Origin of the sequence: Wolbachia endosymbiont (group B) of Erebia ligea (assembly GCF_947179575.1) — a bacterium.
GTDB lineage: Bacteria > Pseudomonadota > Alphaproteobacteria > Rickettsiales > Anaplasmataceae > Wolbachia > Wolbachia pipientis_C.
The window spans coordinates 375583-400603 of the sequence record NZ_CAMXBW010000002.1 but is presented as its reverse complement, the minus strand read 5'-3'; the positions used below and the strand labels follow the sequence as shown (position 1 = coordinate 400603).

Annotated in this window: 17 protein-coding genes and 5 pseudogenes; 14 read left to right on the top strand and 8 right to left on the bottom strand. The window is 34.2% G+C overall.

Annotation, left to right across the window (positions count from 1 at the left end; genetic code table 11):
- Positions 1-96: 96 nt before the first annotated feature.
- Genes OM962_RS02465 through rimM form a run of 3 tightly spaced genes read right to left on the bottom strand, consistent with a single transcriptional unit; the run spans position 97 to position 1916 of the window.
- On the bottom strand, positions 97-789 hold the full coding sequence (locus OM962_RS02465; RefSeq protein WP_264330694.1) for an inositol monophosphatase family protein: 693 nt from the start codon (positions 787-789) through the stop codon (positions 97-99).
- Positions 790-1356, bottom strand: a complete 567-nt coding sequence (gene efp / locus OM962_RS02460; protein WP_264330693.1) for an elongation factor P — start codon at positions 1354-1356, stop codon at positions 790-792.
- 59 nt (positions 1357-1415) lie between these two features.
- The gene (gene rimM / locus OM962_RS02455; protein WP_006014540.1) at positions 1416-1916 is read right to left on the bottom strand and encodes a ribosome maturation factor RimM; all 501 of its coding nucleotides are present in this window, start codon (positions 1914-1916) and stop codon (positions 1416-1418) included.
- Positions 1917-2013: 97 nt separating this feature from the next.
- Here rimM and OM962_RS02450 point away from each other — a divergent pair, with 97 nt between their 5' ends.
- Genes OM962_RS02450 through OM962_RS02435 form a run of 4 tightly spaced genes read left to right on the top strand, consistent with a single transcriptional unit; the run spans position 2014 to position 6544 of the window.
- Entirely contained in the window at positions 2014-5697 is a 3684-nt protein-coding gene (locus OM962_RS02450; protein ID WP_264330692.1) for a DEAD/DEAH box helicase, read from the top strand.
- A complete protein-coding gene (locus OM962_RS02445; RefSeq protein WP_264330453.1) occupies positions 5687-5866 on the top strand; it encodes a transposase in 180 nt (59 codons plus the stop codon). The genes OM962_RS02450 and OM962_RS02445 overlap by 11 nt, the downstream gene beginning before the upstream one ends.
- The gene (locus tag OM962_RS02440) at positions 5854-6033 is read left to right on the top strand and encodes an IS630 transposase-related protein (protein WP_319606739.1); all 180 of its coding nucleotides are present in this window, start codon (positions 5854-5856) and stop codon (positions 6031-6033) included. Before OM962_RS02445 ends, OM962_RS02440 begins: the two co-directional genes overlap by 13 nt.
- Before the next feature lie 10 nt (positions 6034-6043).
- The gene (locus tag OM962_RS02435; protein WP_319606738.1) at positions 6044-6544 is read left to right on the top strand and encodes an IS630 family transposase; all 501 of its coding nucleotides are present in this window, start codon (positions 6044-6046) and stop codon (positions 6542-6544) included.
- A gap of 36 nt (positions 6545-6580) precedes the next feature.
- Here OM962_RS02435 and OM962_RS02430 read toward each other — a convergent pair whose 3' ends face one another.
- Positions 6581-7750, bottom strand: coding sequence for an aspartate aminotransferase family protein (locus OM962_RS02430; protein WP_264330691.1), 1170 nt, complete (start codon positions 7748-7750; stop codon positions 6581-6583).
- Positions 7751-7814: 64 nt separating this feature from the next.
- Here OM962_RS02430 and OM962_RS02425 point away from each other — a divergent pair, with 64 nt between their 5' ends.
- The 10 genes and pseudogenes from OM962_RS02425 to OM962_RS02380 all read left to right on the top strand — a co-directional run.
- The gene (locus OM962_RS02425; RefSeq protein ID WP_264330690.1) at positions 7815-9242 is read left to right on the top strand and encodes a sensor histidine kinase; all 1428 of its coding nucleotides are present in this window, start codon (positions 7815-7817) and stop codon (positions 9240-9242) included.
- Between the two features lie 176 nt (positions 9243-9418).
- On the top strand, positions 9419-10156 hold the full coding sequence (locus OM962_RS02420; RefSeq protein ID WP_264330689.1) for a WD_0702 family putative metalloprotease: 738 nt from the start codon (positions 9419-9421) through the stop codon (positions 10154-10156).
- A 64-nt stretch (positions 10157-10220) separates the two neighbouring features.
- Positions 10221-11231: a tRNA (adenosine(37)-N6)-threonylcarbamoyltransferase complex transferase subunit TsaD gene (gene tsaD / locus OM962_RS02415; RefSeq protein ID WP_264330688.1), complete on the top strand. Its 1011-nt coding sequence runs from the start codon at positions 10221-10223 to the stop codon at positions 11229-11231.
- Positions 11232-11349: 118 nt separating this feature from the next.
- Positions 11350-12276 carry an ankyrin repeat domain-containing protein gene (locus tag OM962_RS02410; protein ID WP_264330687.1) on the top strand — a complete coding sequence of 309 codons (927 nt, stop codon included), beginning with the start codon at positions 11350-11352 and terminating at the stop codon, positions 12274-12276.
- On the top strand, positions 12266-14212 hold the full coding sequence (locus OM962_RS02405; RefSeq protein WP_405196973.1) for an ankyrin repeat domain-containing protein: 1947 nt from the start codon (positions 12266-12268) through the stop codon (positions 14210-14212). The genes OM962_RS02410 and OM962_RS02405 overlap by 11 nt, the downstream gene beginning before the upstream one ends.
- The gene (locus OM962_RS02400; RefSeq protein ID WP_264330685.1) at positions 14213-14977 is read left to right on the top strand and encodes a hypothetical protein; all 765 of its coding nucleotides are present in this window, start codon (positions 14213-14215) and stop codon (positions 14975-14977) included.
- A gap of 284 nt (positions 14978-15261) precedes the next feature.
- Entirely contained in the window at positions 15262-17007 is a 1746-nt protein-coding gene (locus OM962_RS02395; RefSeq protein ID WP_264330684.1) for a type I secretion system permease/ATPase, read from the top strand.
- Between the two features lie 235 nt (positions 17008-17242).
- A pseudogene (tnpC, locus tag OM962_RS02390) lies at positions 17243-18594 on the top strand (IS66 family transposase).
- 58 nt (positions 18595-18652) lie between these two features.
- A pseudogene (locus OM962_RS02385) lies at positions 18653-19804 on the top strand (DNA methyltransferase).
- Positions 19805-19809: 5 nt separating this feature from the next.
- A pseudogene (locus OM962_RS02380) lies at positions 19810-20160 on the top strand (hypothetical protein); the annotation flags it as partial.
- Positions 20161-20171: 11 nt separating this feature from the next.
- Here OM962_RS02380 and tnpC (OM962_RS02375) read toward each other — a convergent pair.
- The 4 genes and pseudogenes from tnpC (OM962_RS02375) to OM962_RS02360 all read right to left on the bottom strand — a co-directional run bounded on the left by tnpC (OM962_RS02375) (position 20172) and on the right by OM962_RS02360 (position 24945).
- Positions 20172-21523: pseudogene (gene tnpC / locus OM962_RS02375) on the bottom strand (IS66 family transposase).
- 516 nt (positions 21524-22039) lie between these two features.
- Positions 22040-23272, bottom strand: a complete 1233-nt coding sequence (locus tag OM962_RS02370) for an IS256 family transposase (protein WP_264330447.1) — start codon at positions 23270-23272, stop codon at positions 22040-22042.
- A gap of 267 nt (positions 23273-23539) precedes the next feature.
- Positions 23540-23714, bottom strand: a pseudogene (locus OM962_RS07830) (helix-turn-helix domain-containing protein); the annotation flags it as partial.
- A gap of 211 nt (positions 23715-23925) precedes the next feature.
- Complete coding sequence (locus OM962_RS02360) at positions 23926-24945, bottom strand: Mrp/NBP35 family ATP-binding protein (protein ID WP_264330683.1); 1020 nt, start codon at positions 24943-24945, stop codon at positions 23926-23928.
- Positions 24946-25021: the final 76 nt, after the last annotated feature.

Genomic DNA, 25021 nt, shown 5'->3' with positions numbered 1-25021 from the left:
TTCTCGTCTATCTTATTTTGCCACCCTGCTGCAATGAGGGGTAGGTAAGACCATTTATTATTTTCACTACGTGACTTTTGCTCTTTTGAATGAACTTTAGTTTATATCTCCAGCAATGACAAGCGCGTTATCTTCCCTTAATCTCCCACCGCTTTCTTGCAGAAAAAGCCTACCGAGTGAAGTTTTATATTTATTAATTCCAGAGTAAATTATTCCATTGTATCTTCCGGCAGCAAGATATGCAAAACCTAGTACCGTTGAGCCAAGGGAGCGTAGATTATTATTGTCAAGTGGTAATTTATTTAACAAATTACCACTTATGTCTATTATTCCCCCTTCACGAGCTTTCATCCGCATTTTTACATGGCGAGATTTGAAATCTTCAAGAAAAGCTCCTTTCTTTTCCTCTGCCCAGAAAGTTTCTCTAAGGGCTGGAGCATCAATCACAGCTGCTACAACTCTGTTTTTATGAATGAGACAAACTGATACTGCAAAATAAACCATACAACTAAAAAGGTTTTCCTTGCCTTCTATAGGCATAATAAACCAAGTATAACTGCCTTCTTTTAGATCTTGGCCTACATTGTCTTCAAAAATAAAGTCATAGTTCTGGTTGTAGTTTTTCAAGCAATCGTATATAAGTTGCTTGGATTTCGAATAAGTTTTATTGATAAAGTCTGCTGACTTAACGCTTGAAATTTGCAATTCATTAAAATCACGTATAAGCTGCTTGGAGGCACTGCGTACAGAATCAAGCATCACATTGATTCGTGGTGATGAAATGGCCATTTACTCTTTTACTCTTTCGTAATAGCTGTTATCAGGAGTATGTACTACAATTTTATCCCCTTCTTTTATAAATTGAGGCACGTTAACACGTATTCCGTTTTCCAAAATTGCAGGCTTATAAGAAGCAGTAACAGTCTGCCCTTTGATAACAGACTCTGTTTCTTTTACAGTTAGTGTAACGTGATCAGGCACATGTGCAGAAATTATTTTATCTTGATAAGTTACTACTTTAATTTTCATATTATCTTGCAAATAAGCCTTCTTTTCCCCTAATAAGTCTAAATTTATAAAAATCTGCTCGTAACTACTTGGATGCATAAGATTTACGATATTCCCTTCAGTAAAGAGATAAACATATTCCTCTTCATCTAAAATTGCCCTTCTGATTGTTGCATCAGAGCGAAACCTCTCATAGTACTTTGCTCCTGTTTGGATATTTTTCATTTCAGCTTGTATATATGCACCACCTTTACCAGGTTGAGTATGCATAATACTTACAACCAAAAACAATCCACCGTTATGTTCTAGTACCTGACCTGGCCTGATATCATTAGCCCTTTCTGCCATAATTACACTTTTAATTTGGTCTGATTATTATAAATAACTTTATACAAATATCAAAATTTTTATTGGCCAATGAATTCTGGCATGTTGATTACTATATACCTTTCCTTCATGTTGATGTATGGAAATACTTCTTTAGTAAAAGATAACATAATGTTTTTTTTTGTGCTGATAACCAAAATTTCTAATATATCCCCCGAGCCGAAATTATTCACAGACTTCACATAGCCATATAATTCATTACTCTCTAGTCTTACTTCCATATTCACAAGATCATCTTGGTAAAATTCATCCTCATCATTTAACTGTGGTAGCTTATCTCTTTCTATATATAACTTTTTATTTCTTAAAAGCTCTGCTTCATTACGGGAATTCACACCGCTAATTGTTGCTATTACTAAATTATTACTGACAACAGACACCAAGCTTATTTTATAATTTTCACTTCCGATTATTAGTTCACCATATAGGAAAATATTTTCGGGCTTTTCAGTAAAGGTTTTTATTTTGACAGCTCCTTTGATTCCATGGGGAGAAGTAATTATTCCGAGGCATATATTCATATTAATATGATAGTTGAAATCAGCTTTTTGTCCATAGAATTGACAATTTACTGAATTAACATACAATTAATATTGTAATAATTATAGCGGGTAATGTGTGAGTTCTATCAGTAATCAAGAAAGGCAAAGTATTATAAGTAGCTTAGAAAAAATCAACTGCAAGCTAAAAGGTGAATCTATAAAACTTGATGATACAAAGGAATCTATAATAGTAGCACGTCGTAAATCTGTTGTTAAAGGGATATTGGAACATCTCAAAAACCCTTCCATTGCTAACTGTAATGTTATGATCGATGCAGAAACTGGATTTGGTAAGACTTACGACATTGGAATACTGAGTCATGTACTAGCCCAAGCAGGATTTCATCATCTGGTTGCAGTACCAAGCAGTGATCTAGTAAACCAAGCTAAAAAAATGATGAGTAGTGCATTTACTGTAAACATTAGGACACCTAAAACTGCTGAGGAAATTAAAAATGCACTGAAGGCAACTAAACCTACAACAATTATAGTGACACATGACCTGTTATTACAGCAAGAAAATGATCGTAAATTTAAAGACCAAAATACCAAGTTGTGGATTAGTGTTGATGAAGCAGACAGTATTAACAAGCAGCAGGATTTTGAGAATATGTGCAAGCTTGATGAGGATTATCCTACAACTTACCTAACTGCAACACCAAAGAGAAGGATTTTAAATAGATGCGGAAAAGTTATCAGCCCGACAAGATTGAGTAGACGTTGTATTGGAAACGCCATCGAAACAGCAAGTGTTATTACAAAAACCAATAGGAGAGCAAATTTCACTCTTGCATTAGTCGTGAATATTGCTACCTCCATCATATCTTTAGCTGTATTGTTTCCTATTATAAATAGTAATGTTGCTGCTGTAATTGGTCTAACTTCAGATCATTGGCTGTATTCTGCTTTGATTGGAAACTTATATTATACAATTTCTATGTTTATATTTGGTATAGTAATGTTGCCAATTTGGTGGGTACTAACTAAAGCAACTGGTGTAGAGTCAAAAGAACTGCTCTCTAGATTTCTTGCTAACGTGCGTAGCTTATTTACTAGAGAAAAATCGAGCCCAGCTCATGAATATGTTGAAGAGAGCGAAGAAGTTTTTAATTACAATAAGCTTGTTGATACCGATGATTTATTAACTTCTATAAGATGGAATGTGCAAAGCCCAATTGGAGAAAGTGCTCTGCTTTTAGCTGATGATGTAAATAGTATAGTTAATCTTAACTTTGCGTTGCAGGGTAGAGATAATTTAGTATATGAAGGTAGTACACGTTATGAAGTGTATAATAAATTTCAGCCTGAAGGGATATCTTATCAAGACTATAGGCTCAAGTTACGCGAAGCGAACTTTATAAGCTGCGTTAAAAAGCAACATCCTAGTCTGACAGAAGAGCAGATATCTGAATTAAAAGAAAAGGTGGATTTCAGTAGTACTGCTAAATATCTAAAATATAGAGTAATGCATTCAATGATCGATCTTACTCTCTCATATTTAATGAAGTGTGATAATATTACTTTAGATAAAAAAAGAAGAGAAGGTTTGAGTGGATTGATAGAAGATGTTAAAAAGAATGTTAGCACCACTAATGATAACAATATTATAAGCTACCTAGAGAGAAAAGGCTTTAGTGAGCAATTTGCTAGAAACAAGCTCTTACCGCAAATCAAGTTAGTAATTAAAGCATTGCGTCGAGGTGATAATGAGCAATGCAGGTTAATAGTTGATAATTGGCGCTTAAGCAAAGAGCTCCATGACCTCATGGAAAGAGAGGAAGGTATACTACATAGTCTCATTGATTTCTGCAAACAAAATAAATGTATCTTTGCAGGAATTGGGAAAAATGATCTTGGTATTGGAGAAAATAGACCCTTTTCAGCGATAATACGTAATCAAATAGGTAAATATCGAACTATTTATTGTGATTATGAAAAAAGAGATTTTGATGCATTAGCTAAATATGCGTTAACAACGGTTATAGATGGATCGAAAGGTCGTGGATTTGATAGTGAATATAATCATGTTGCATCAATATTTGCAGATTCGGTTAGTCAGTTCAATAATCCATCTGAAGCCCTACAGAATCTTGGAAGAAATAGAGAGCATAATGAGAGCAGACAATCATGGTTTTTCGCTGCTGCAGGTGAAAAAGTTGAGCTATTTGTGAATAAGATCTTAGCAAATTTTAAAAACGAACCACAGAAATTTTGTCAGAAAGTTTTGTTTCCAGCTACTAATAAATACAATAAGTTGCTAAAAAATAGAATGGGAGAAGAACTTGGAAGAAAAATAGAAATCTATATTAGTAAAAATATTGATGCATTAGGAAATATTGATGATTCAGCTCTGAAGAAGTTTTCTAGTGATTTGATAAAAGAAACGTATGAAAAAGTTCATGATATAAATGATTTTGATGTCAAAAAGACAGAACAAGATTTACATAGGATTTTAAAAAGTACAGAGGCATACCTTCGTTCATATGAGAACAGAATTAAAAACAATGGTAAATTATCTTGCACACGCTCAGCTTTATTTTCTGTGGGGAGTGCTATAACAAAGGTAATGTATTATCTTTGGGCAGGGTTTGACTATTTAGTCTTTTTGGCTAAAGCGTACAATATAGATAAATCTGGAGATACCAGTGCAAGAGCGTATGTACACATAATCAGAAACTGTCACTGTGAAAGTAGTGTGAAGGCGCAAAATGTATTGGTTCATGCATTAGAAATTGCCAAAGAACATGACAGCAGTTTCAAAAGAAATAGTTTGTACGAAGGCAATGAGGATAGATGTAAAGAAAAAATCATCTCATATTTTCAATCCAAGCAATATATACGTGCATTAGATAGAACAATTGCTCAAATTGAAAATAAACACTTGGTAACAATTTTGAAAGCTGTAGGCTACAAAGATGATGCTAATAAAATGGCACAAGAAATCAAAGATTTTTTATGTGATTTAAAGAATTTAAATTGTGTAGACTTGAGAGAAAAATATTATCAAGGCAACTTATATCAAGAAAGCAAATTATACAAAATCAATAATCAAGTTAGTACGATAATTGATGAAATTGTAAGTTGTCATAAGTGGCATCATGGAATAGAGGACTTAGAGCTAAAATTAAAAATCAACCATAATATTTTTGAAGTCAGAGTTAACAATGATTTTTCTAAGTTACGTGAGAAAAACTTTAACAAACGCTCTAAAGAAAGGACATATCTAGGTAGAGCTATGTTACTTATTGGGTTTATAATTTCAATGGAGCTTATAGGTAGAATATCATCAGGTCAGACCATGCCATTGCCTTTACTTTGCGGTTTTATAGTATTTGGACCACTGGCACTCTTGTGTGGTGCATTGTTATATGAAATAACGACCTATTTAGTGAGAGGAGCATTTTTTATTTTTGGAGTTCCAATTCTTTTAAAAGAACTGTCTAAATGTGTTTTGAGAAACGGCTTAATGAAAAGTTTGTTAGATATGACATTATCGCTTGGTAACTCGGCTTTTTTCAATATTCCGAAAGACATCGTGCAATCGTTTATATTTGAGGATATAACAAAATTTGACTCACTAAGTGATATAAATGAGCTTACACTGATAAGAGAACAGGAAAAGGCAAAGTGTACAAATGAAGTAGCTGATAAAGTTGTAGCTACTGCTTTATCTGCAATTTTGATACAGCCAACAACTATAGTATTTCCTAAAGTAAATGATAAAGGTATAATAAAGTATTTGAGTTATAATGGCATATAGTGTGGATTTAAGGGAAAAGGCAGTATTGATGATAGAAAAAGGTAAGACAAAGGTTGAGGTAGCAGAGCTTATGGAGATAGGAATAGCAACTCTGTACCGTTGGTTAAAAAAGAAAGCTGCTGGTGAAAGCCTCAAGCCATCTAAAACGGTAGCTTTATTCGAAAAATAGACCCCAAAATACTCGAAGAATATGTTACAAAGAATCCAGATCATACTCTGGCAGAGATGAAACAAAATCTTGGATTTGGAATAAACTCAATTTGGTATAGACTAAAACAGCTAAAAATTACTTTAAAAAAAAGTCACACTATATCAAGAGCGCAATCAAGAAGATAGGGAGCAATTTATTGATAAAATCTCAAAAATAGACCATTCCAGCATCTTATATATAGATGAAGCAGGAGTTGATAATAAGTTATACCGAGAATATGGACGCGCTCCAAGAGGAAAGAAAATTTATGCAGATATTCCAGGGAGAACTCGAGAGAGAATCAGTATAGTAGCCGGGTGGATTGGAAAGAGATTTATTGCACCAATGACTTTCAAAGGTGGGTGTGACAAAGAGGTATTCAATACATGGTTGGAGAAGATGTTATTACCTAAATTGCCACTTGGCACAACTATAGTTATGGATAATGCTACATTTCATAAGACCACTAAAACAAAATCATTAATAGAGTCTTTTGGCTGTCATTTGCTGTATCTTCCAACATATTCACCAGATTTGAATCCTATAGAATACTGTTGGCATACCATCAAAAGCCGCCTCAGACCTCTCATGTATAAATATACAGACTTACAGCTTTTGGTTGGTAATACCATAATGGAACTTTATCATCCATTTTAGAAAATACTATAGTGAGCAGGAAGGTTTAGTTTTTAACTAGAACTTTTCAGATAAATACTGAGTGAGGATTTCAATGCCTTCATCAATCTCTTTTTCAGTGATAATGAGTGGAGGCAAGATTCTTACAACGTTATCTGATGTTACTCCAACAGTGAGTAAACCACGGTGACTTAGCTCTTCTGCAAATTTTTGGTTATTCATTTTTACTTTTATTCCTAGCATCAACCCTTTTCCTCTCACCTCTTCTATCATTGGAAACTTGCTTGCTAAGTCCTCTAGTTTGTTTTTTAAAGACTTACCTCTAACTTCAACATTTTCTAAGAAGCCAGGGCTGAGCAATTCATCCAATACAGCATTACCTACTGAAGTTGCAAGTGGATTACCACCAAAAGTAGAACCATGCATACCGACCGCCATGTACTTAGCAACCTTTTCAGTTGCAAGACAAGCCCCTAGAGGGAAACCTCCTCCTATTCCTTTTGCAAGAGCACATATGTCAGGCTTAATTCCTATGTGTTCATATGCAAATAACTTTCCTGTCCTGCCAGCACCGCACTGAACGCAATCAAAAAATAGCAGTATGTCGTTTTCGTTACATAGTTCTCTTAGCTCTTTCATGAAGACTTCACTCATTACTTTAATACCACCTTGTCCCTGTATTGGTTCTATTAATATAACACCTATGCCATTAGAAATTGCTTTCTTTACACTCTCAATATTGGGCTCTATGTTATCACACCAGTCAATATAAGGATTCAGTAATTCAGAAAATTTCTGTCTATCGTTTGTTGCACAAGTTAAAAATGTCCTTCCATGAAATGCACCATGAAATGTTAGAATTCTATAGCGATTTTTATTACCTTTTCCATTTTGATAGGCCCTAGCGATTTTAAGTCCACATTCCACTGCTTCTGATCCAGAATTTGCAAAAAATACAGTATTAGCAAAGCTGTTGTTTATTAAATTTTCTGCAAATTTGTTGGCAGTAGATATATTATAGGTATTTGATATATGCCATAGTTTTTCTCCTTGTAATTTTAGGACATCAGTTAATCGTGGGTTGGCATGACCTAAACTGCTAACAGCTATTCCAGAGTGAAAATCTATATAGCGCTTATTATCGATATCATACAAGTAAATACCTTTGCCATAAGAAAAATTTATGTTAATAGGAGAATAAACTGGCAAGATAGGAGAAATTGTCATAAAAGTATGATATGCTAATTTTTTATTAATACCATAAAAGACGTTATTTCACAATGAGAAGAATATGTATAAATTAAGTAAATTAATGTTTACTACACTAAAAACAAATAGATATACAAAAATTATCTCGCTATTCTTATTAATTTTTGTGGTTTTATTGGGCACAATATACCGCAATTATTCATTAAAGAATAATTTTCTTTCTTTTTACCGTAATTCAAATGCAAACTTAAAAGATCTATTGGAAAATAGTATAATAAAAAAATATCATTATTTACTAATAGAAAAACATCATATTAAATATAACAGTTTTGATTACATAAACCAGTTGGTAAAATTGCGTGCTGAATTGTTACAATCAGTAAGCAAAGTAAGAAATTTTAGCTTAATACTGTATGATCAAAATGCCAGAGTAATTTTCAGTAATTTTAATACTCAAGGTCATGACTATGAGCAGTTGCTTACAAATGATGAAATTGATAAATTGCTAAGCAATCAAGAAATATTTTACGCTACAGGAAATACATTAACTTCTACTTTCCCTATATTTCATGAAGATGACATTAAGCCTTCATTTTTTTTGAAGATCATTCAAAGCTATAATGACTCTTATATTATGGTATATAGTCTATTTTCAATATTAATAGGCTTATTACTGGTTATCTTAATACTAATAATGCTTTATTTGCACCTTTCCAACACCCAAATGCTAGCCAAGCAGCATAAAACTAATATTGAATTACAAAGGGTTAAAGAGGCATTAGAGCAAGAAAATGCAAATAAGATAAAATTTTTTGCAAGTGTTACACATGAGTTGCGTACACCTCTTAATGCTATTATTGGATTTGCAAAGTTGATCAAAAATGAAACTTTAGGTTCGGTAGATCACTCTAAATACAAGGAATACGTAGACGATATATATAATGCTGGTACACATTTACTTGCTTTGATTAATGATGTGCTCGATTTTTCTAAAGCTGAATCAAGTAGTTTAACAGTAGAGAAAGTGAAGTTTAATCTGAATAAGATAATAGATTCGTGCTTAAAAATGTTATCACCTAAACTAAAAGAAACAGGAATTAGTTTAAAGAAAGAGATATCTGATAAACAATTATTAGTTATCGCCGATCCCAAAAGAATGAAGCAAGTTATAATAAATTTGTTATCAAATGCAATCAAGTTCTCTCCTCAAGGTGGTTTAATAAGAATGGTTGTTAAAGAGAATATAGAAAAAAATTTATTAACTATTGAGTTTCATGATAATGGAATAGGGATAATGCAGCAGGACATATATAAAGTTATGTCCGTTTTTGGCCAAGCAGATTCGGGATATAGAAACGAAGGCACAGGTATCGGATTACCTCTAAGCAAGAAATTAGTAGAGTTAATGGGTGGGACTTTCAACATTCAAAGTGAAGCAAAACTTGGTACTACGATAACATTGAGCTTCTTTTATGAAGAGCAAACATGTGAAAAGTTGATTGATTTTTAGTAAAATATATTTGATATTGCACTTTTATATCTAGTACATTCCTAAGTCATACTGACGTGATACCTCTTGGCTAATAATAAGTAGCGGAATGTAAGTAAATTAAACTTTTTTAGCTATACTTCCTGAAAACACTTTATAATTCTTGAGCATAAAGAAAATTCCTTTAATAATGAAGCATGCTAATCAGAAACTTAATAAAACAAGCAACTCAAGTAGGAAATAGTGAAAACGTAATACAATATGTCAAATATCTCTATCAATTTGAGAAGTTTAGAAATACATTAAACCTCACTTTGTCACTAATAAAGCAAAATAGACTCTCGTTTGAAATATATCAAGAAGGATTAGTGGATATGGAAGAGGGAGTGTGTAAGACAATTCGTTCTTCTGGTTTAAATAAGTATGTTATTGTGCTAAGAAGGTCAAATCCTTACATCATAGTACATGAACTTTCACATATGATTGAAAATGAACTGAACTTAAGCTTAGAGCAAGAATTTCTCTATAAAGTTTATCAGGATATTGAGCAGAACTTAAAGCAGTCAAATATTCTGGTACAAAAAATTATTGGTCAAATTATATTTGAAGAGATACAAGCTTATCAAACTCCAAAATCACGTGCGTCTGAGTTATTCGCACGCTATTTTGAGCTGTTTGCTTGGGCTCAGGAAGTTTATCCTAAAGATAAAGAATATCTAATTCGCACTCAAGATTTAAACAGAGTATTTCTTGCTACTAACCAATGGAAAAAGAGCTACCTGGATCTACAAATAATGGAGAGAATAGATAAAGAAGTAAAGGAATATAGCGATAAAACTGCTTTTAAAGATATAAACAAAGTACAAAGCAGTTGGACTAATAAATTTTCTCCTGGAAGCAAAAAAATTGGTTCTATATTTGAAGATGATAATTAGCTCAGCAGAATATAGTTAACTTCTACAGCATTTCAAGGTATAGTTTTTTATAATCAAAGTATTTATGAAGACTATTTTAGCTATTGAAACAAGCTGCGATGAAACTGCAGTTGCGATTGTAAATAGCAACAAGCAAGTTCTTGCTCACGAAATTCTTTCTCAGGCAGAGCATAAAAAGTGCGGTGGAGTGATTCCTGAAATAGCATCACGTGCTCATATGAAGCATTTAAGTGGTTTAATAAAAAGTGCTATGGAAAGATATAACCTTAATTTTTGTGATTTGGATGCAATTGCAGCAACATCAGGACCAGGACTCATAGGTGGATTAATAATTGGTACAATGATGGCTAAAGCAATTGCACACGTAACACAAAAACCGTTTATTGCAGTTAATCACTTAGAAGCACATGCGTTAGTTGTTAGGCTACTATATGAGGTTGAATTTCCGTTTTTAGTCCTGCTGATATCAGGTGGTCACTGCCAATTTTTAATTGCACAGGATGTAGGTAAATACATCAAACTTGGAGAAACGCTTGATGACTCATTAGGAGAAGCATTTGACAAAGTCGCTAAAACGCTGGGTCTAAGCTATCCGGGAGGTCCATTAATTGAAGAGTTAGCTAAAAAAGGTGATGGTATGAGATTTAAGCTGCCAAGAGCAATGATAAAACGTTCTGGATGTGACTTTTCATTTTCTGGAATTAAAACAGCGGTAAAAAACTTAGCACGAGAATTTGTAATGAGTGAACAGGATGTATGTGATATGTGTGCTTCGTTTCAAGAGTGTATTAGCGACATATTACTCGATAGAGTCAGAAATGCTATTGGTATCGCTGTATCTTTAAATATTAAAATCAATGATTTTGTAATTACTGGTGGAGTTGCAGCAAATAATTTCCTGAAAGAGAGATTAAAAAAGCACATAGACTTGAACGTGCTTTCTCCTCCAAGCAATTTATGTACAGACAATGCAGTGATGGTTGGATGGACAGGAATTGAAAGGTTACAGAGAAGCTATGTAGACTCTCTTGACTTTGCACCAAGGCCAAAGTGGGAATTAGAAAAATATTACTAGCACAAAAAATTATCTACTATATAATGCGGCCGCTGGTGAATTTTTGTAGGCTTAAAAATTACAGTGGTATCTACTAAAGCCTTATTCACTACCGGCATTATTATTTATGAGGTACAGTATGTTCAAAAATAAATTTGACACAGTTATTAGTGTTTTCAAAGCTAAATCTAGTACAAGCGCAAAGACACTCAGTTCAGGTTTATTTGTTGCGGGAAACGTTGTTATGGCCAGAGCAATTAGTGAGATAGACCTCTCTTCATTACAAGGCAATTCAGAAGATAAAGTCAATAAGCAAGACCTAATAATCATATATGATTATATTAATAAAGTAACTCAAGAAGAAAACTATAATATATGTACTAATAATCTTGATTGTATAAAAAGCAGGATTTTAGCAGAAAATATAAGTGATTCATTAGCTGAAAAATTTCGTCAAGATGGATGGAATATAATAAGTAATGATGGTTCTTCGCTATTAACAGTGGCTATTGAAAGAATTAGGAAAGAACAAAAGAAAAATAGGAATTATGATATTCATGTTGAAATAGCTGTATCTCTAATTCTTAGTATGGGCAGAGAATTGATTATAAAATTGGAGAATTTTGCAGATAGTAATGATAAAACACTTCTACATTATTTAGCTGAGTCGGGTAAAGAAGATATTTTATGTTTTGTGATAGAAAATTCTAATTTTGACATTAAAGAAGCAGTAAGGAATAAAGATAGAGATGGTAAAACACCACTACACTATGCGGCTAAATCTGGCAATAAAGAATGCTTGAAAATTCTCATAGAAAATGAAGCAGATTTTAGTTGCACTACCAATAATAAAACCGAGTTACACTATGCTGCCAGAAGCGGAAGTCCTAACCTCCTAGAATATTTAAAAGAAATATTGACAGCAAAAGGAATTTTTGATAGGGAGAAAATTAAAACAGATAAATATGGAAATAACGCATTACACTATGCTGTGCAATCTGGAAATGCTGAGTGCATAAAATTCTTCATTGATAATCAAGTACAATTTTTAAAAAATAAAATATAATGAGAATCCTTTTCATAAGATTGTAGGTAACTCAGAAACTCAAGAAAATGCCATAAATTTTCTTATAGAGCATCTAAAATTTTTAGGTAGACTAAAAAGTGAAATTAATCAAGAAAATGTAGATGGTAACACCCCATTGCATATAGCTGCAAAACATGGAAATAACCAGCTAATGAAATTGTTTACTCAATCAGGTGCAAAAATTGTTCAGAATAAACAAGGTAACACCCCCTTACATATTGCTATTATACATGGTAATTCATATTGTATAGACCTATTTTATGAAAATATAGGAAATAGCATACTTCAATCCAAAGGTGATTATGGAAGAGATCTTGTACATTTAGCTGCAATGTACGGGAAGTATGATTGTCTAACATCTTTACTCAAGAAATTTCCTGATTACGATTTAAGCACAGAAACACGCAAAGGAAATATGGCCCTACACTTAGCTCTATCGAGTAATACAGAAACAGAACTAAGAAAAAAATGTGTGAGTCTATTAATAGACAGAAGCATGCAAGTAAATAAGAGTAATAATGAAGGAAACACCCCTTTACATTTTGCTGCCCAACTTGATTTATCGTTTTTAAGCATGATAGAAAAAAAGTTGGAAGAGAAGAAATTTGACGTTTATCAAGAGGTTTTGCGTGAGAATAGCAACGGTGACACCGTCTTTCATATGGCAGCACGTGTTGGTAATAAATCATGCCTTGAGCACCTTTTTAAAAAAGAGAGAGTGGGAGAAATATTAAGTAAGAAAAATAAGGATGGACAAACTTTACTATACCTATCTATTCTCAGTGGAAGAGTAGAATGCGTTAAGTATTTGGTAAAAAAAAGCCCAAAGGGTATTTTTTTAGAACAAAATACACAAAAAAAGTTGTTATTTGCAGCTATTTTGAGCGGCAATAAGGAATGTCTTGAATTTGTGTCAAAAGAACTTGTAGGTAAAAAGGTGGCTGCTAGCATCAAAGTGTTATATGATGAAAATGACAATACACCGTTACACATGGCTGCTCTTGGCAACGACATAGAATTCTCTCAGTATGTTATTGAAAGTATTGCTAAGTCAACTATTAGGAACACAGTACCACTTTTTAACACAAACAGTCAAGGGCTTATACCTCTACATTTAGCTGCCATGAGCCTTAATGCTGAGTTAATAGAATATTTTATGACAGATAATCATTACCCCTATAATAAGAAAATGTTAAATGTTGTATCTAAATCTGGAAGAACAGCATTACACTATCTTGTAATGAGTGATAATGATTTTGAAAAAACTATAAATGAGGATTTTAAGCAAGGTCAATTTTTGAAAAAGTTAGTTTTAGAAAAGCGTAAACAAAATGAGCACTTAAGGGAAAAAGCTATTAAAGCCTTATTCTACCTAACAATCAGCACCGGAGAGAAAACTTTAAATAAGAAGATAAATTTTGATATAAAGGATAATGCAAAAAAAACAGCTTTAGATTATGCTTTTAAACATGGTGACACAAATATCTTGAGGTTATTTTTAGATTTCTTTTATGAAATAAGGGAAAACAAAAAAAGGAAATATGATAAACTTAATATGGAAGATCAAGAAAGAAGCAAAAAGCTTCTAGACTACTATAATCTGGCCATGTCAATATCAAGTGTGATTATTTCTGTTTGCATTAAGTATAATAATGCAGAATCTGAAAAGGAAGAAATTCCTACCTGGATTTCCATTGCATTTTCTTCGATATCATTTTTACTTATCTTATACAACTTAGTGATTGGCCTTCAAAAAGAACCTGTTAAACGTAAGATAGAAAACTATACTGAAAAAATGAACAGAATTGAAGAGGCTACAGGAAAGTTAACTAAGACAAAAGTAGGGGATCATGATTTGGAGGAATACAACTCAATATTGGAACTATTAATAAAGAATGTAGAAGATATTTCATGATTGGAAAATGAACTTTACAAGTTTACGCATGAAACTAGATTAGAGAGTAAAGACAAACTCAATATTTCTCCTCAGAAAATGAGTAGGGGTGGTAGTGCAGTACTATGTTCGAATAAGTCTTTAGAAGGTAGAAAAAGTTCACCTGTTTTGAATGATTTAACAGCAAAACTTAGTCTGTGTTCAAGACGCAACAGTAGAGTACAAAATACAATGGACAAGTTAGATAATCCATCATGTGTAATTACTATAAATGAGAATTCAGAAATTAAACCAAAAGCTCCGAAAAACAAATTCAAGAATGTTGCAACTAAGCTAAAAATAGGCAATATCTTTAGTAAGAAAAAAGAAGATCTTATCGCTTCATCAAGCTTATCAGAAGGTGCTAATCACGAGAATATTACAAAAATGAATGAAGAAAACTGTGGGTTGATAAAACGATTTGGTGATACCAATGGGTATTCAATATTTTCGACTCCTTTTAATCCAAGCAGTTCAACCTCAAGAGAAGAGTGTGGTAACAATCATAGTGCAGCGCGTCATGTGAGTTATGGTAGTGCAAATAATCCTGTGAGTGATAAGGAAGTTAGTAAATCTCCATCTCTAATACTTTCTAACTTTGAGGAGGGGATTACTGTTGACTGTTTTAAATTTGAAAGATATAGACCAAGGGTATATTCAAGTCCATCTTGTGTGAGAAAAAGAGCAATTACAGCTAGATCATTGGAATATGTAATACTTCCTGATCATATAGAAAGAGGAAAATAGATGCAGATTGTAGTCACTGACTCTGATAGCATCAACTTTCAGAGGAGTGATAGTAAGAACTGTCATTGAGTAGTAGATAAGAAAAACGTAGAACAATTGGCAAGGCTATCGTATAAGGTTATAGTAGAGAAGAAATTAGATAGCCTTGCTAAATTTCCATGAAAAAGTTTATATTCGCATATCATTAATATTTTATTACATTAATGATATGGTAAGGCAATAACTGTTAATACTTTTGAAATAAAAACTATATATGGTACATATAATTAAATAAAAGGAAGATTGTGGAAATCACTCCGTCAATAAAAAAGGAATTAAAGCAAAGTATACTATATACTTGTCTAGAGAAGTGCAAGAGTGCGTTTTGGTTCATTTTCTGGTTTAGCTCAGGGATTAATGCGTTAATGTTATTTTTGCCACTTTATACCTCTCAGGTACTTGATCGAGTAATATCGAGCGAGAGTGTGTCAACACTAGTTATGCTGACGATTATTACTTTATCTGCGTTTGCATGTTCTGCAATGCTTGAAACTTGTCGATATTTAGCTATGGCTAAAATTGGTGATTGGATTGATAAAACTGCAACACCAGATCTAATAGTAAGGTCAATCAGGTTAACATCAGTACAAAGCTCAACTTCAAGTGGTGAAGCAATACGAGATCTTGGAGTAATAAAAAATTTCATTACAGGAAATGGTATATTTTCACTGTTCGATACTCCATGGTCGCTAATTTACCTTGTTGTGATCTTTATGATACATACCTCTACAGGGTTTATAGCTATTGCCGGGATCATTATATTAGTTTCAATGGCAGTATGGAATGAACTTGCCACTAAGCGTATATTGCGAGAAACCAATGAAGAAACTATACGCAATATTAATGCTATAGATGTTGCAACAAGAAACGCAGAGGTGGTTGAAGCTATGGGCATGTCAGAATTTATAGTTTCTGATTGGTGTAAACGGAATGATCAAAATCGTGCAATGCAAGTTACAGCGCAGAATCGTTCTAATGTGATTACTGGAATTACTAAGTTTCTACGCTCAACTCTGCAAATATCAGTAATTGGAACAGGCGCATTACTTGCAATTACAGCTCACAAAACTGCCGGTAGTATCATTGCTGCCTCGATTTTGATGGGTAGAGTATTGGCTCCATTTGATGCAGCAGTTCATACTTGGAAATTTTTAAATCAAGCCAGAATGTCATATGAGAGGCTACAAAGACTTATACTAACATCCCCAAAAAGAGAGCAAACTATGACTCTACCAGAGCCTGAAGGGAAGTTGGAATTTGATAGGGTATTTTTTACTCCTTATGGGAGCAATAAGCCAACAGTAAAAGGAATCTCATTTGTAATAGAACCAGGGGATGTTGTTGGTGTTATTGGTGCAAGTGCTTCTGGTAAGTCGACCATTGCAAAACTAACCGTTGGTGTTTGGAAACCCATATCAGGTGTAGTCAGACTAGATGGCGCTGATGTATATACTTGGAATCGAGAGAACTTTGGTAATTATGTTGGTTACTTACCTCAAGATATTGAGTTATTTAACACGAGCGTTAAAGCTAATATTGCCCGCATGAGACCAGATCCAAATCCTGAAGAAATAATCAAAGCAGCAAAAATTGCAGGAATACATGAATTAATACTGAGCTTACCAAATGGGTATGATACAACAATAGGAGGACCTGGAGGAGTAATACTCTCTGGTGGCCAAAAACAGCTTCTTGGACTTGCAAGGGCTTTCTATGGTAATACTAAGCTTTTAGTGCTTGATGAACCGAATGCTAACTTAGACAGTAATGGAGAGGCGCGCTTGATTAATGCAATCAATGTTGCAAGAGAGCAAAATACTACCACTGTTATCATCACTCATAAGCTACAGCTACTATCTGTAGTCAATACAGTGATCGTCATGTCAGATGGGGTTATTTATGCTATGGGACCAAAAGATGAGATTTTGAGTAGATTAGTTGCTCCATCACCAGATGCCACAGAAGATAAACGTTCTTCAGCAAGTGGTTAAGAAAGAGAGAAGTTGTCACACTTCTCTTTCTCTTATAGAGTACTATATGCACAGTTTATAAAATCTTAAGCAATTGTTATTCGAAAAATCCAATAATGATTAGCCACGGAACCTATTTGCTAATTCTCTGTATCCGTTCAGAGGTGTGGCAAGGATAAAAAACAATTGACATAATATATTAAAGTAGTAATAACACAAAATGTTGATAGTAAAGTAAGGCTAGATGCTTCAATTGTTGATCAGTATTGTAGAGTTATGTAAAAACTTAGAGCAGAAAGTAGCAAAGCTTGAAGAAAAAAATAAAATCTTAGAAATAGAGAATGCTGAACTAAGAGAGAGACTCGGCTTAAACTCAAGGAATTCATCTTTACCAAGTTCAAAAGAGCTGTACAAAATAAAAAAAGACACACCAGAAGATAAGTCAGAGGGCGGCAGGAAGATAGGTGGTCAAGTTGGACATAAGGGGAATTGCCGAGCTAAAATGGAAGCAGATGAGTGGTGAAGGTAGAGTTACCAAATAGATGCGAGTGTGGTGAAGAAATCGCAATATCGGAAAAACCATATGTCTATCAAAAAGTTGATTTACCAGAAATTAAGCCTTACGTAGTTGAGTATCAATTAGAACATGGTCGCTGTCGTAAATGCGGAAAAAGAAGGAGTAGCAAATTACCAGAAGGAGTTACACCGGATACCTTTGGTCCTAGAGTTAAGTCAGTAGTTGCATCACTAAGTGGGTTTTATAAGAATTCAAAGCGAGAAATAGCGAATATTATGAAAGACATCTTTAACATGAGTATAAGTGTTGGTAGTGTGTCCAATAGTGAAGCAAGGGTTTCGTCAAAATGTAAAGAAGCCTATGAACAAATAGAGGAAGAAATAAAAGCAAGCGAAATTTTGCATATTGATGAAACCAGTCACTACAACAAAGGCAAATTGGGATGGTGCTGGATGTTTGCCAACAATAAAGCAAGTCTTATGAAGTTAGCAGATACAAGAGGAATGAAATTTTTAAAGAATAGTGCATTTTGTGATTACAAAAACCTGGTAATTACTGACAGATATGCAGTTTACAACCACTTCAGTGATGAAAAACGACAAATTTGTTGGGCTCACTTATTGAGAAATTTCGAGAGGTTATCTCATAGTTGGAATAGTGAAGTAATGAGACTTGGCCATTGTTTAAAAGACGCAGCTAATGGATTGTTTGTATTAAAAAACGCTTTGTCAGAAAATGAAATTAGTATTTCAAAGTTCACTAAGCAAGCTAAAGAATTACGAAGATACATACAGTACTGCATGATAAAAATATCTTATATACTTGAAGCAAAAGGAGCTTCACGAACGGTAAAGGGTATTATAAAATCCGAGTCAATGATGTGGACATTTTTGGATGACCCAGAGAATATTCCATTAACGAATAACCATGTTGAGCGACAGATACGGCATTATGTTGTCTATCGTAAGAATTCATATTTTGCACAGTCAGAGCGAGGGAATAGATTTCTTGAGCGGATAATTTCGTTGTATCTGACTTGGAAACAAAAGGAATTAAACCCTTTTCAAAACCTGCTAGCTGTTGTTTCTTAAACCACACCTCTGAACGGATACTCGCAACCCTCGCAAGAATGACGATGTGGTCAACAGAATGTGTGCCTCTATTCGTGAGTTTGGCTTCCGTATTCCGATAGTTGCAAAAAGCGATGGCACTGTGGTTGATGGTCATTTAAGGCTTAAAGCAGCAAGAAAACTGGGTATGGAAAGTATACCAGTGGTCTTAAGTGATAATTTAAATGAACCACAAACCAAAGCTTTTCGATTACTGGCAAATCAATCAGCTAATTGGGCAAAGTGGGATGATGATCTTTTAAAAGTAGAAATTCAAGAGTTAGAAGATTTGGAGTTTGACCTTAAGATGACTGGATTTGAGCTAGAAAAAGTTCAACGCTTTCTTGATAATCTTGATGGAAGGGAAGAACAAGGAGAAAAGAGAGAAAAATTTTCTGATTTAGCTGGTGATGACAAAAAAGTGGAAATAACAAAACCAGGGGATCTATAGATTTTAGGTGGTCATCGAATCTACTGTGGCGATAGTTGTCTGGTTGAATCATTTAAAGCTGTATTGGATGACAAGATGGCAGATATTACGGTGTGTGATCCTCCATATAACGTTGATTATGGCGCTAGTCAAGAAAGAGAAGACAAAAAAATACTAAACGATGATCAAGGTGAAAAATACGAACTTTTTCTGTATGACATTTGTTCTCACGTTTTAGCATACACCAAAGGAGCAATTTACATCTGTGCATCATCATCTGAGCTTTCGACCTTGCAAAAAGTATTTGAAGAAGCAGGGGGAAGATGGTCAACATTTATCATTTGGGCAAAGAATCATTTTACGTTAGGCAGATCAGATTATCAAAGACAATACGAAGCAATGCTCTATGGATGGAAAAGCGGCAATAAACGTGAGTGGCATGGTGGTAGAAATCAAAGTGACCTATGGTTTTATGATAAGCCAACATACAACTCACTGCACCCAACGATGAAACCAGTGGAGTTAATGGAAAGAGCGATAGTAAATAGCAGTAGACCAGGGGACATAGTTCTTGATCCATTTAGTGGTTCTGGGAGCACATTAATTGCCTGTGAGAGAACGGGAAGAATCTGCAGAACAATAGAACTTGATCCTACGTTTGTGGATGTAACGATAAAGCGTTGGCAAGTATACACAGGCAGAGAAGCGATACTTTCTGATACTGGCAAGACTTTTGCACAAATTCAAGAAGAAAAACGGTAGAAAAAGTGGAAAGAGGAGGGTCGAAAGTAACGCAAACGGAATGGGCAAGAGAACTAGGAGTTTCAAAGCAATACGTCTGTTATTTAGTAAAGAAAGGAATAGTTGAGCTGGAGGATGGTTTGATTGACAGAGAACAAGCGAATGAAGCGGTAGCAGCAATAAGAGATCCAAGCCAGCCACTGAGGAGAAAAGGTGGAGAAATTGAGGCAAAAAGGGGAAACACCAGTGAGCTCTCTACCATGCTGCTAAAAACGCGGATAAAAAATGAGATGGAGCGGGGAAAACTGTTGGAGGCAAAGGCAAAAGCTGAAATTGGTGAACTTATCTCAGTAGAAGAAGTAAAGACGTATCCGTTCAGAGGTGTGGTTTAAGAAACAACAGCTAGCAGGTTTTGAAAAGGGTTTAATTCCTTTTGTTTCCAAGTCAGATACAACGAAATTATCCGCTCAAGAAATCTATTCCCTCGCTCTGACTGTGCAAAATATGAATTCTTACGATAGACAACATAATGCCGTATCTGTCGCTCAACATGGTTATTCGTTAATGGAATATTCTCTGGGTCATCCAAAAATGTCCACATCATTGACTCGGATTTTATAATACCCTTTACCGTTCGTGAAGCTCCTTTTGCTTCAAGTATATAAGATATTTTTATCATGCAGTACTGTATGTATCTTCGTAATTCTTTAGCTTGCTTAGTGAACTTTGAAATACTAATTTCATTTTCTGACAAAGCGTTTTTTAATACAAACAATCCATTAGCTGCGTCTTTTAAACAATGGCCAAGTCTCATTACTTCACTATTCCAACTATGAGATAACCTCTCGAAATTTCTCAATAAGTGAGCCCAACAAATTTGTCGTTTTTCATCACTGAAGTGGTTGTAAACTGCATATCTGTCAGTAATTACCAGGTTTTTGTAATCACAAAATGCACTATTCTTTAAAAATTTCATTCCTCTTGTATCTGCTAACTTCATAAGACTTGCTTTATTGTTGGCAAACATCCAGCACCATCCCAATTTGCCTTTGTTGTAGTGACTGGTTTCATCAATATGCAAAATTTCGCTTGCTTTTATTTCTTCCTCTATTTGTTCATAGGCTTCTTTACATTTTGACGAAACCCTTGCTTCACTATTGGACACACTACCAACACTTATACTCATGTTAAAGATGTCTTTCATAATATTCGCTATTTCTCGCTTTGAATTCTTATAAAACCCACTTAGTGATGCAACTACTGACTTAACTCTAGGACCAAAGGTATCCGGTGTAACTCCTTCTGGTAATTTGCTACTCCTTCTTTTTCCGCATTTACGACAGCGACCATGTTCTAATTGATACTCAACTACGTAAGGCTTAATTTCTGGTAAATCAACTTTTTGATAGACATATGGTTTTTCCGATATTGCGATTTCTTCACCACACTCGCATCTATTTGGTAACTCTACCTTCACCACTCATCTGCTTCCATTTTAGCTCGGCAATTCCCCTTATGTCCAACTTGACCACCTATCTTCCTGCCGCCCTCTGACTTATCTTCTGGTGTGTCTTTTTTTATTTTGTACAGCTCTTTTGAACTTGGTAAAGATGAATTCCTTGAGTTTAAGCCGAGTCTCTCTCTTAGTTCAGCATTCTCTATTTCTAAGATTTTATTTTTTTCTTCAATCTTTGCTACTTTCTGCTCTAAGTTTTTACATAACTCTACAATACTGATCAACAATTGAAGCATCTAGCCTTACTTTACTATCAACATTTTGTGTTATTACTACTTTAATATATTATGTCAATTGTTTTTTATCCTTGCCACACCTCTGAACGGATACGTAAAGACAGAAGCATTTAACGTGGCAAGAGTAGTGAGAAACAATCTTTTAAACATACCAGACAGAGTAGCAGCATTACTAGCATCGATAAATGACACAGAGAAGATCCATGAGACACTAACTGAGGAAATCAGAGTTGCATTGGAAGGGTTAGTGGAAAATACATTTCAATAAAATTATTTAAGAAATAACCTTTTAAACATACCAAATAGTATATCAATGAATGATACAGAAAAGATCCATGAGACATTAACTGAGGAAATCAGAACTGCGTTGGAGGAGTTAGTATTTCAATGATGACATACAATTTGAGGTCACTAAAGAAGCTCTTAATTAGTTTAGTAAGCCTAATTCACATATTAGTTGCAATAATGATGGGAACGTTCAAAAAAGTGTGTCAAACCGTATTTTTAATTCAACTCAATTTTTAATCTATCAGGAAAAAAGATATCAAGTTGAGATATAGTTAAAGCCCAATTAGGTAAAGCCATAGCCCATTTTTGCTCTACTTTTTTTATAGCACAATATACCTGTTTATACAAGGCATTTGTATTAGTAAATGAGCCTTTGGTTTTAGTAAATTTTCTAATCTGTCTGTGCAGTCCCTCAATAGGATTAGTGGTATAAATTAGCCTCCTAACAGGACCTGAATACTTAAAATAACTGGACAAATTTTCCCAATTATTCTGCCAAGATTTTATGACTAATGGATACTTTTCGCCCCATTTTTCCTCCAGTTCAAGCAAATAATTTTCGGCAATTTCTTTACTTGAAGCACGATATATTTTTTTCAAATCATTCATGAAAACTTTTACATCTTTGCTAGATACATATTTCAGTGAATTCCTTATCTGATGCACTATACATAGTTGTACTTCTGCTTTAGGAAATATACTATTTATAGCTGTAGAAAAGCTTTTTAGCCCATCAATGCAGGCAATTAGAATATCTTCTACTCCTCTTTCTTTGAGGTCATTTAGCACTCCCAACCAGAAATTAGCTCCCTCACTTTCAGCCAAATAAAAACCTAATACTTCTTTTCTGCCATTTTGATCTATGCCTAATATGTTATACATACACTTGCTTACACAATGTCCATCCTCCTTAACCTTAAAAAACATGCCATCCATGAACACTATTGGATATACTGATTGCAGTGGACGGCTGCGCCATTCATTGATTATTGGTAGCAGTTTATCAGTAATACTGGATATCTCTGCTGCTGATATTTTGTGGTCATATATTTCCTCAACGTGTGAAGCTATGTCTCTGTATCCCATGCCACTGGCGTATGTACTTAATACCTTTGCTTCAAGTTCTGGATGTAGGCTTGTTTGCCTTTTTCTAACTATTTGTGGTTCAAAACTTCCCTCCCTATCTCTTGGTGTTAGCAGCTCAAATGAGCCTCCACTCGTGCGTAAAGTTTTTGCGTTTCTCCCATTTCTTCGGTTATTTTCTTCACTTTTAGCTGACATGTGGTTTTCTATTTCACCTTCCAGACTTGCCTCTAGCAACCTTTTTATAAACGGTGTTAATGCTCCATCTTTTCCTGTCAATGGTTTTCCTTCTCGTATAGATGACAGGATATTTGTTTCTAATTCTTTATAATCTACCAACCCATTAGTTCTATTTGCTTGACTCATATCAAACCTCCATTTTTTATATCAATTTATTACTTTACTTCTCGGTTTGACACACTTTTTTGAACGTTCCCGATAAAAAGGCAAATAGCCTTTTATGTTTACCAACAATAGACTTCTTGGATAACCTAAGGATATTTTTTGATCTTTTATGGGGGAGTTGAACATTCCCTTTTTATAAAACTTTTGCATACTCCTATTTAACTTTAATAGCTCTTTATCTTCCTGAAATCTGGATGTTTTATCAATGCATCTTCTATTCAGCTGTTAGCAAGAACTTTCACTTATTCCATAGCTTTGCGCTATATGGAAATATGTACGGTATTTACACAAATATTCGAGTGCTATTAATAAATATGCATTATTTATTTGGTTTTCCTCCTCTTGCCTTTTTCTTGGCCTCTTCCTCTATTAAAATTTCTATTATTTTTCCAATGTTTTTCCTTTTACTCCTCTTAGTCTTCGAAGCTTCTCTTCATCAAGTTTACTTACCTGCTCAAAATTTATACCTTCCCTAATATTGCTTCTACTACTTGTTTCCTAAGTTATCCAAGAAGTCTATTGTCTGTTCAGATACGAGGTAGCTGCTGCCATTTGAAATATTTTATTCACCTAAAATTACATTCTACCTATTTTAAAAGTAGTTTAAAAAAACTTTATAGACTGCATACAAAAGACCTAACATCTTTAGCAATGCCTTCATAAATCCTTACTAAATCCTCACTTAGCATTGAAGGGTCTCCACAATCAGAAGCACTACATATTTGCGGATCTAGAGGAACTCTGCCCAAGAGTTTGACTCCCAGCTCTTCAGACATTTTTTTTGCACCACCTTTTCCAAATATGTGTATTTTTGAATTATCTTGAACAAAATAGCTCATATTTTCCACAATGCCGATAATTGGCACGCTGAGCTTTGTGAGCATATCATAAATTTTTTGTGCATCGACTAAAGCAAGCTCCTGTGGAGTTGAAACTATTATTGCTCCAGTTAAACTAAAATTCTCCATCAGACTTAAATGTACATCGCCAGTGCCAGGAGGTGTATCAATGATTAAATATTCTATATCAGACCACCTTGTTCCCATTAGCAAATTGTAAAGTGCTTTTGTGATCATAGGTCCACGCCATATTGCTGCCCGGTCCTTATCAATAAAATAGCCAATTGAAATAGTATAGAGACCATGTTTCTCTATAGGCATTGCTTTACCACTCTGTATTTCTGGTTTTAATTTCTCAGTGCCCAACATTTTAGGAATCGAAGGACCATATATATCTGCATCAACTAGCGCAACTTTATGTTTTAATTCTGCTAACGAAAGAGCTAGATTTAGTGCAACTGTCGACTTACCCACACCTCCTTTACCAGAAGCAACGACAATTATATTTTTCACTCCTTCGATATGAAGTTTAGCTTTTTGTTGCCTAGCTTGTTTTTGACCAGTAGCAACTACAGTAACCTTCCCTACTCCCGGTATCGCCTTAACAGCTTGCTCACAATTTTTTCTTAATTCTTCATTTGGCTCAGTAACTTCAAGAGCAAAAGCAACATCTTTACCCTTAATAACAATTGAGGATACTACACCAACATTCTTACCACTTTTCTTCTCTATAACCTTTTTTAGGCTCTCTCTTACGATTTCCTCATTAACCTGTGTAAATTTTTTCCAGAACATATGATGAAATTTTTTCTATCGGTGTATACTAACATAGAATAATTAAACTGCACTGACTTTAAAGCAAGGTTACAAA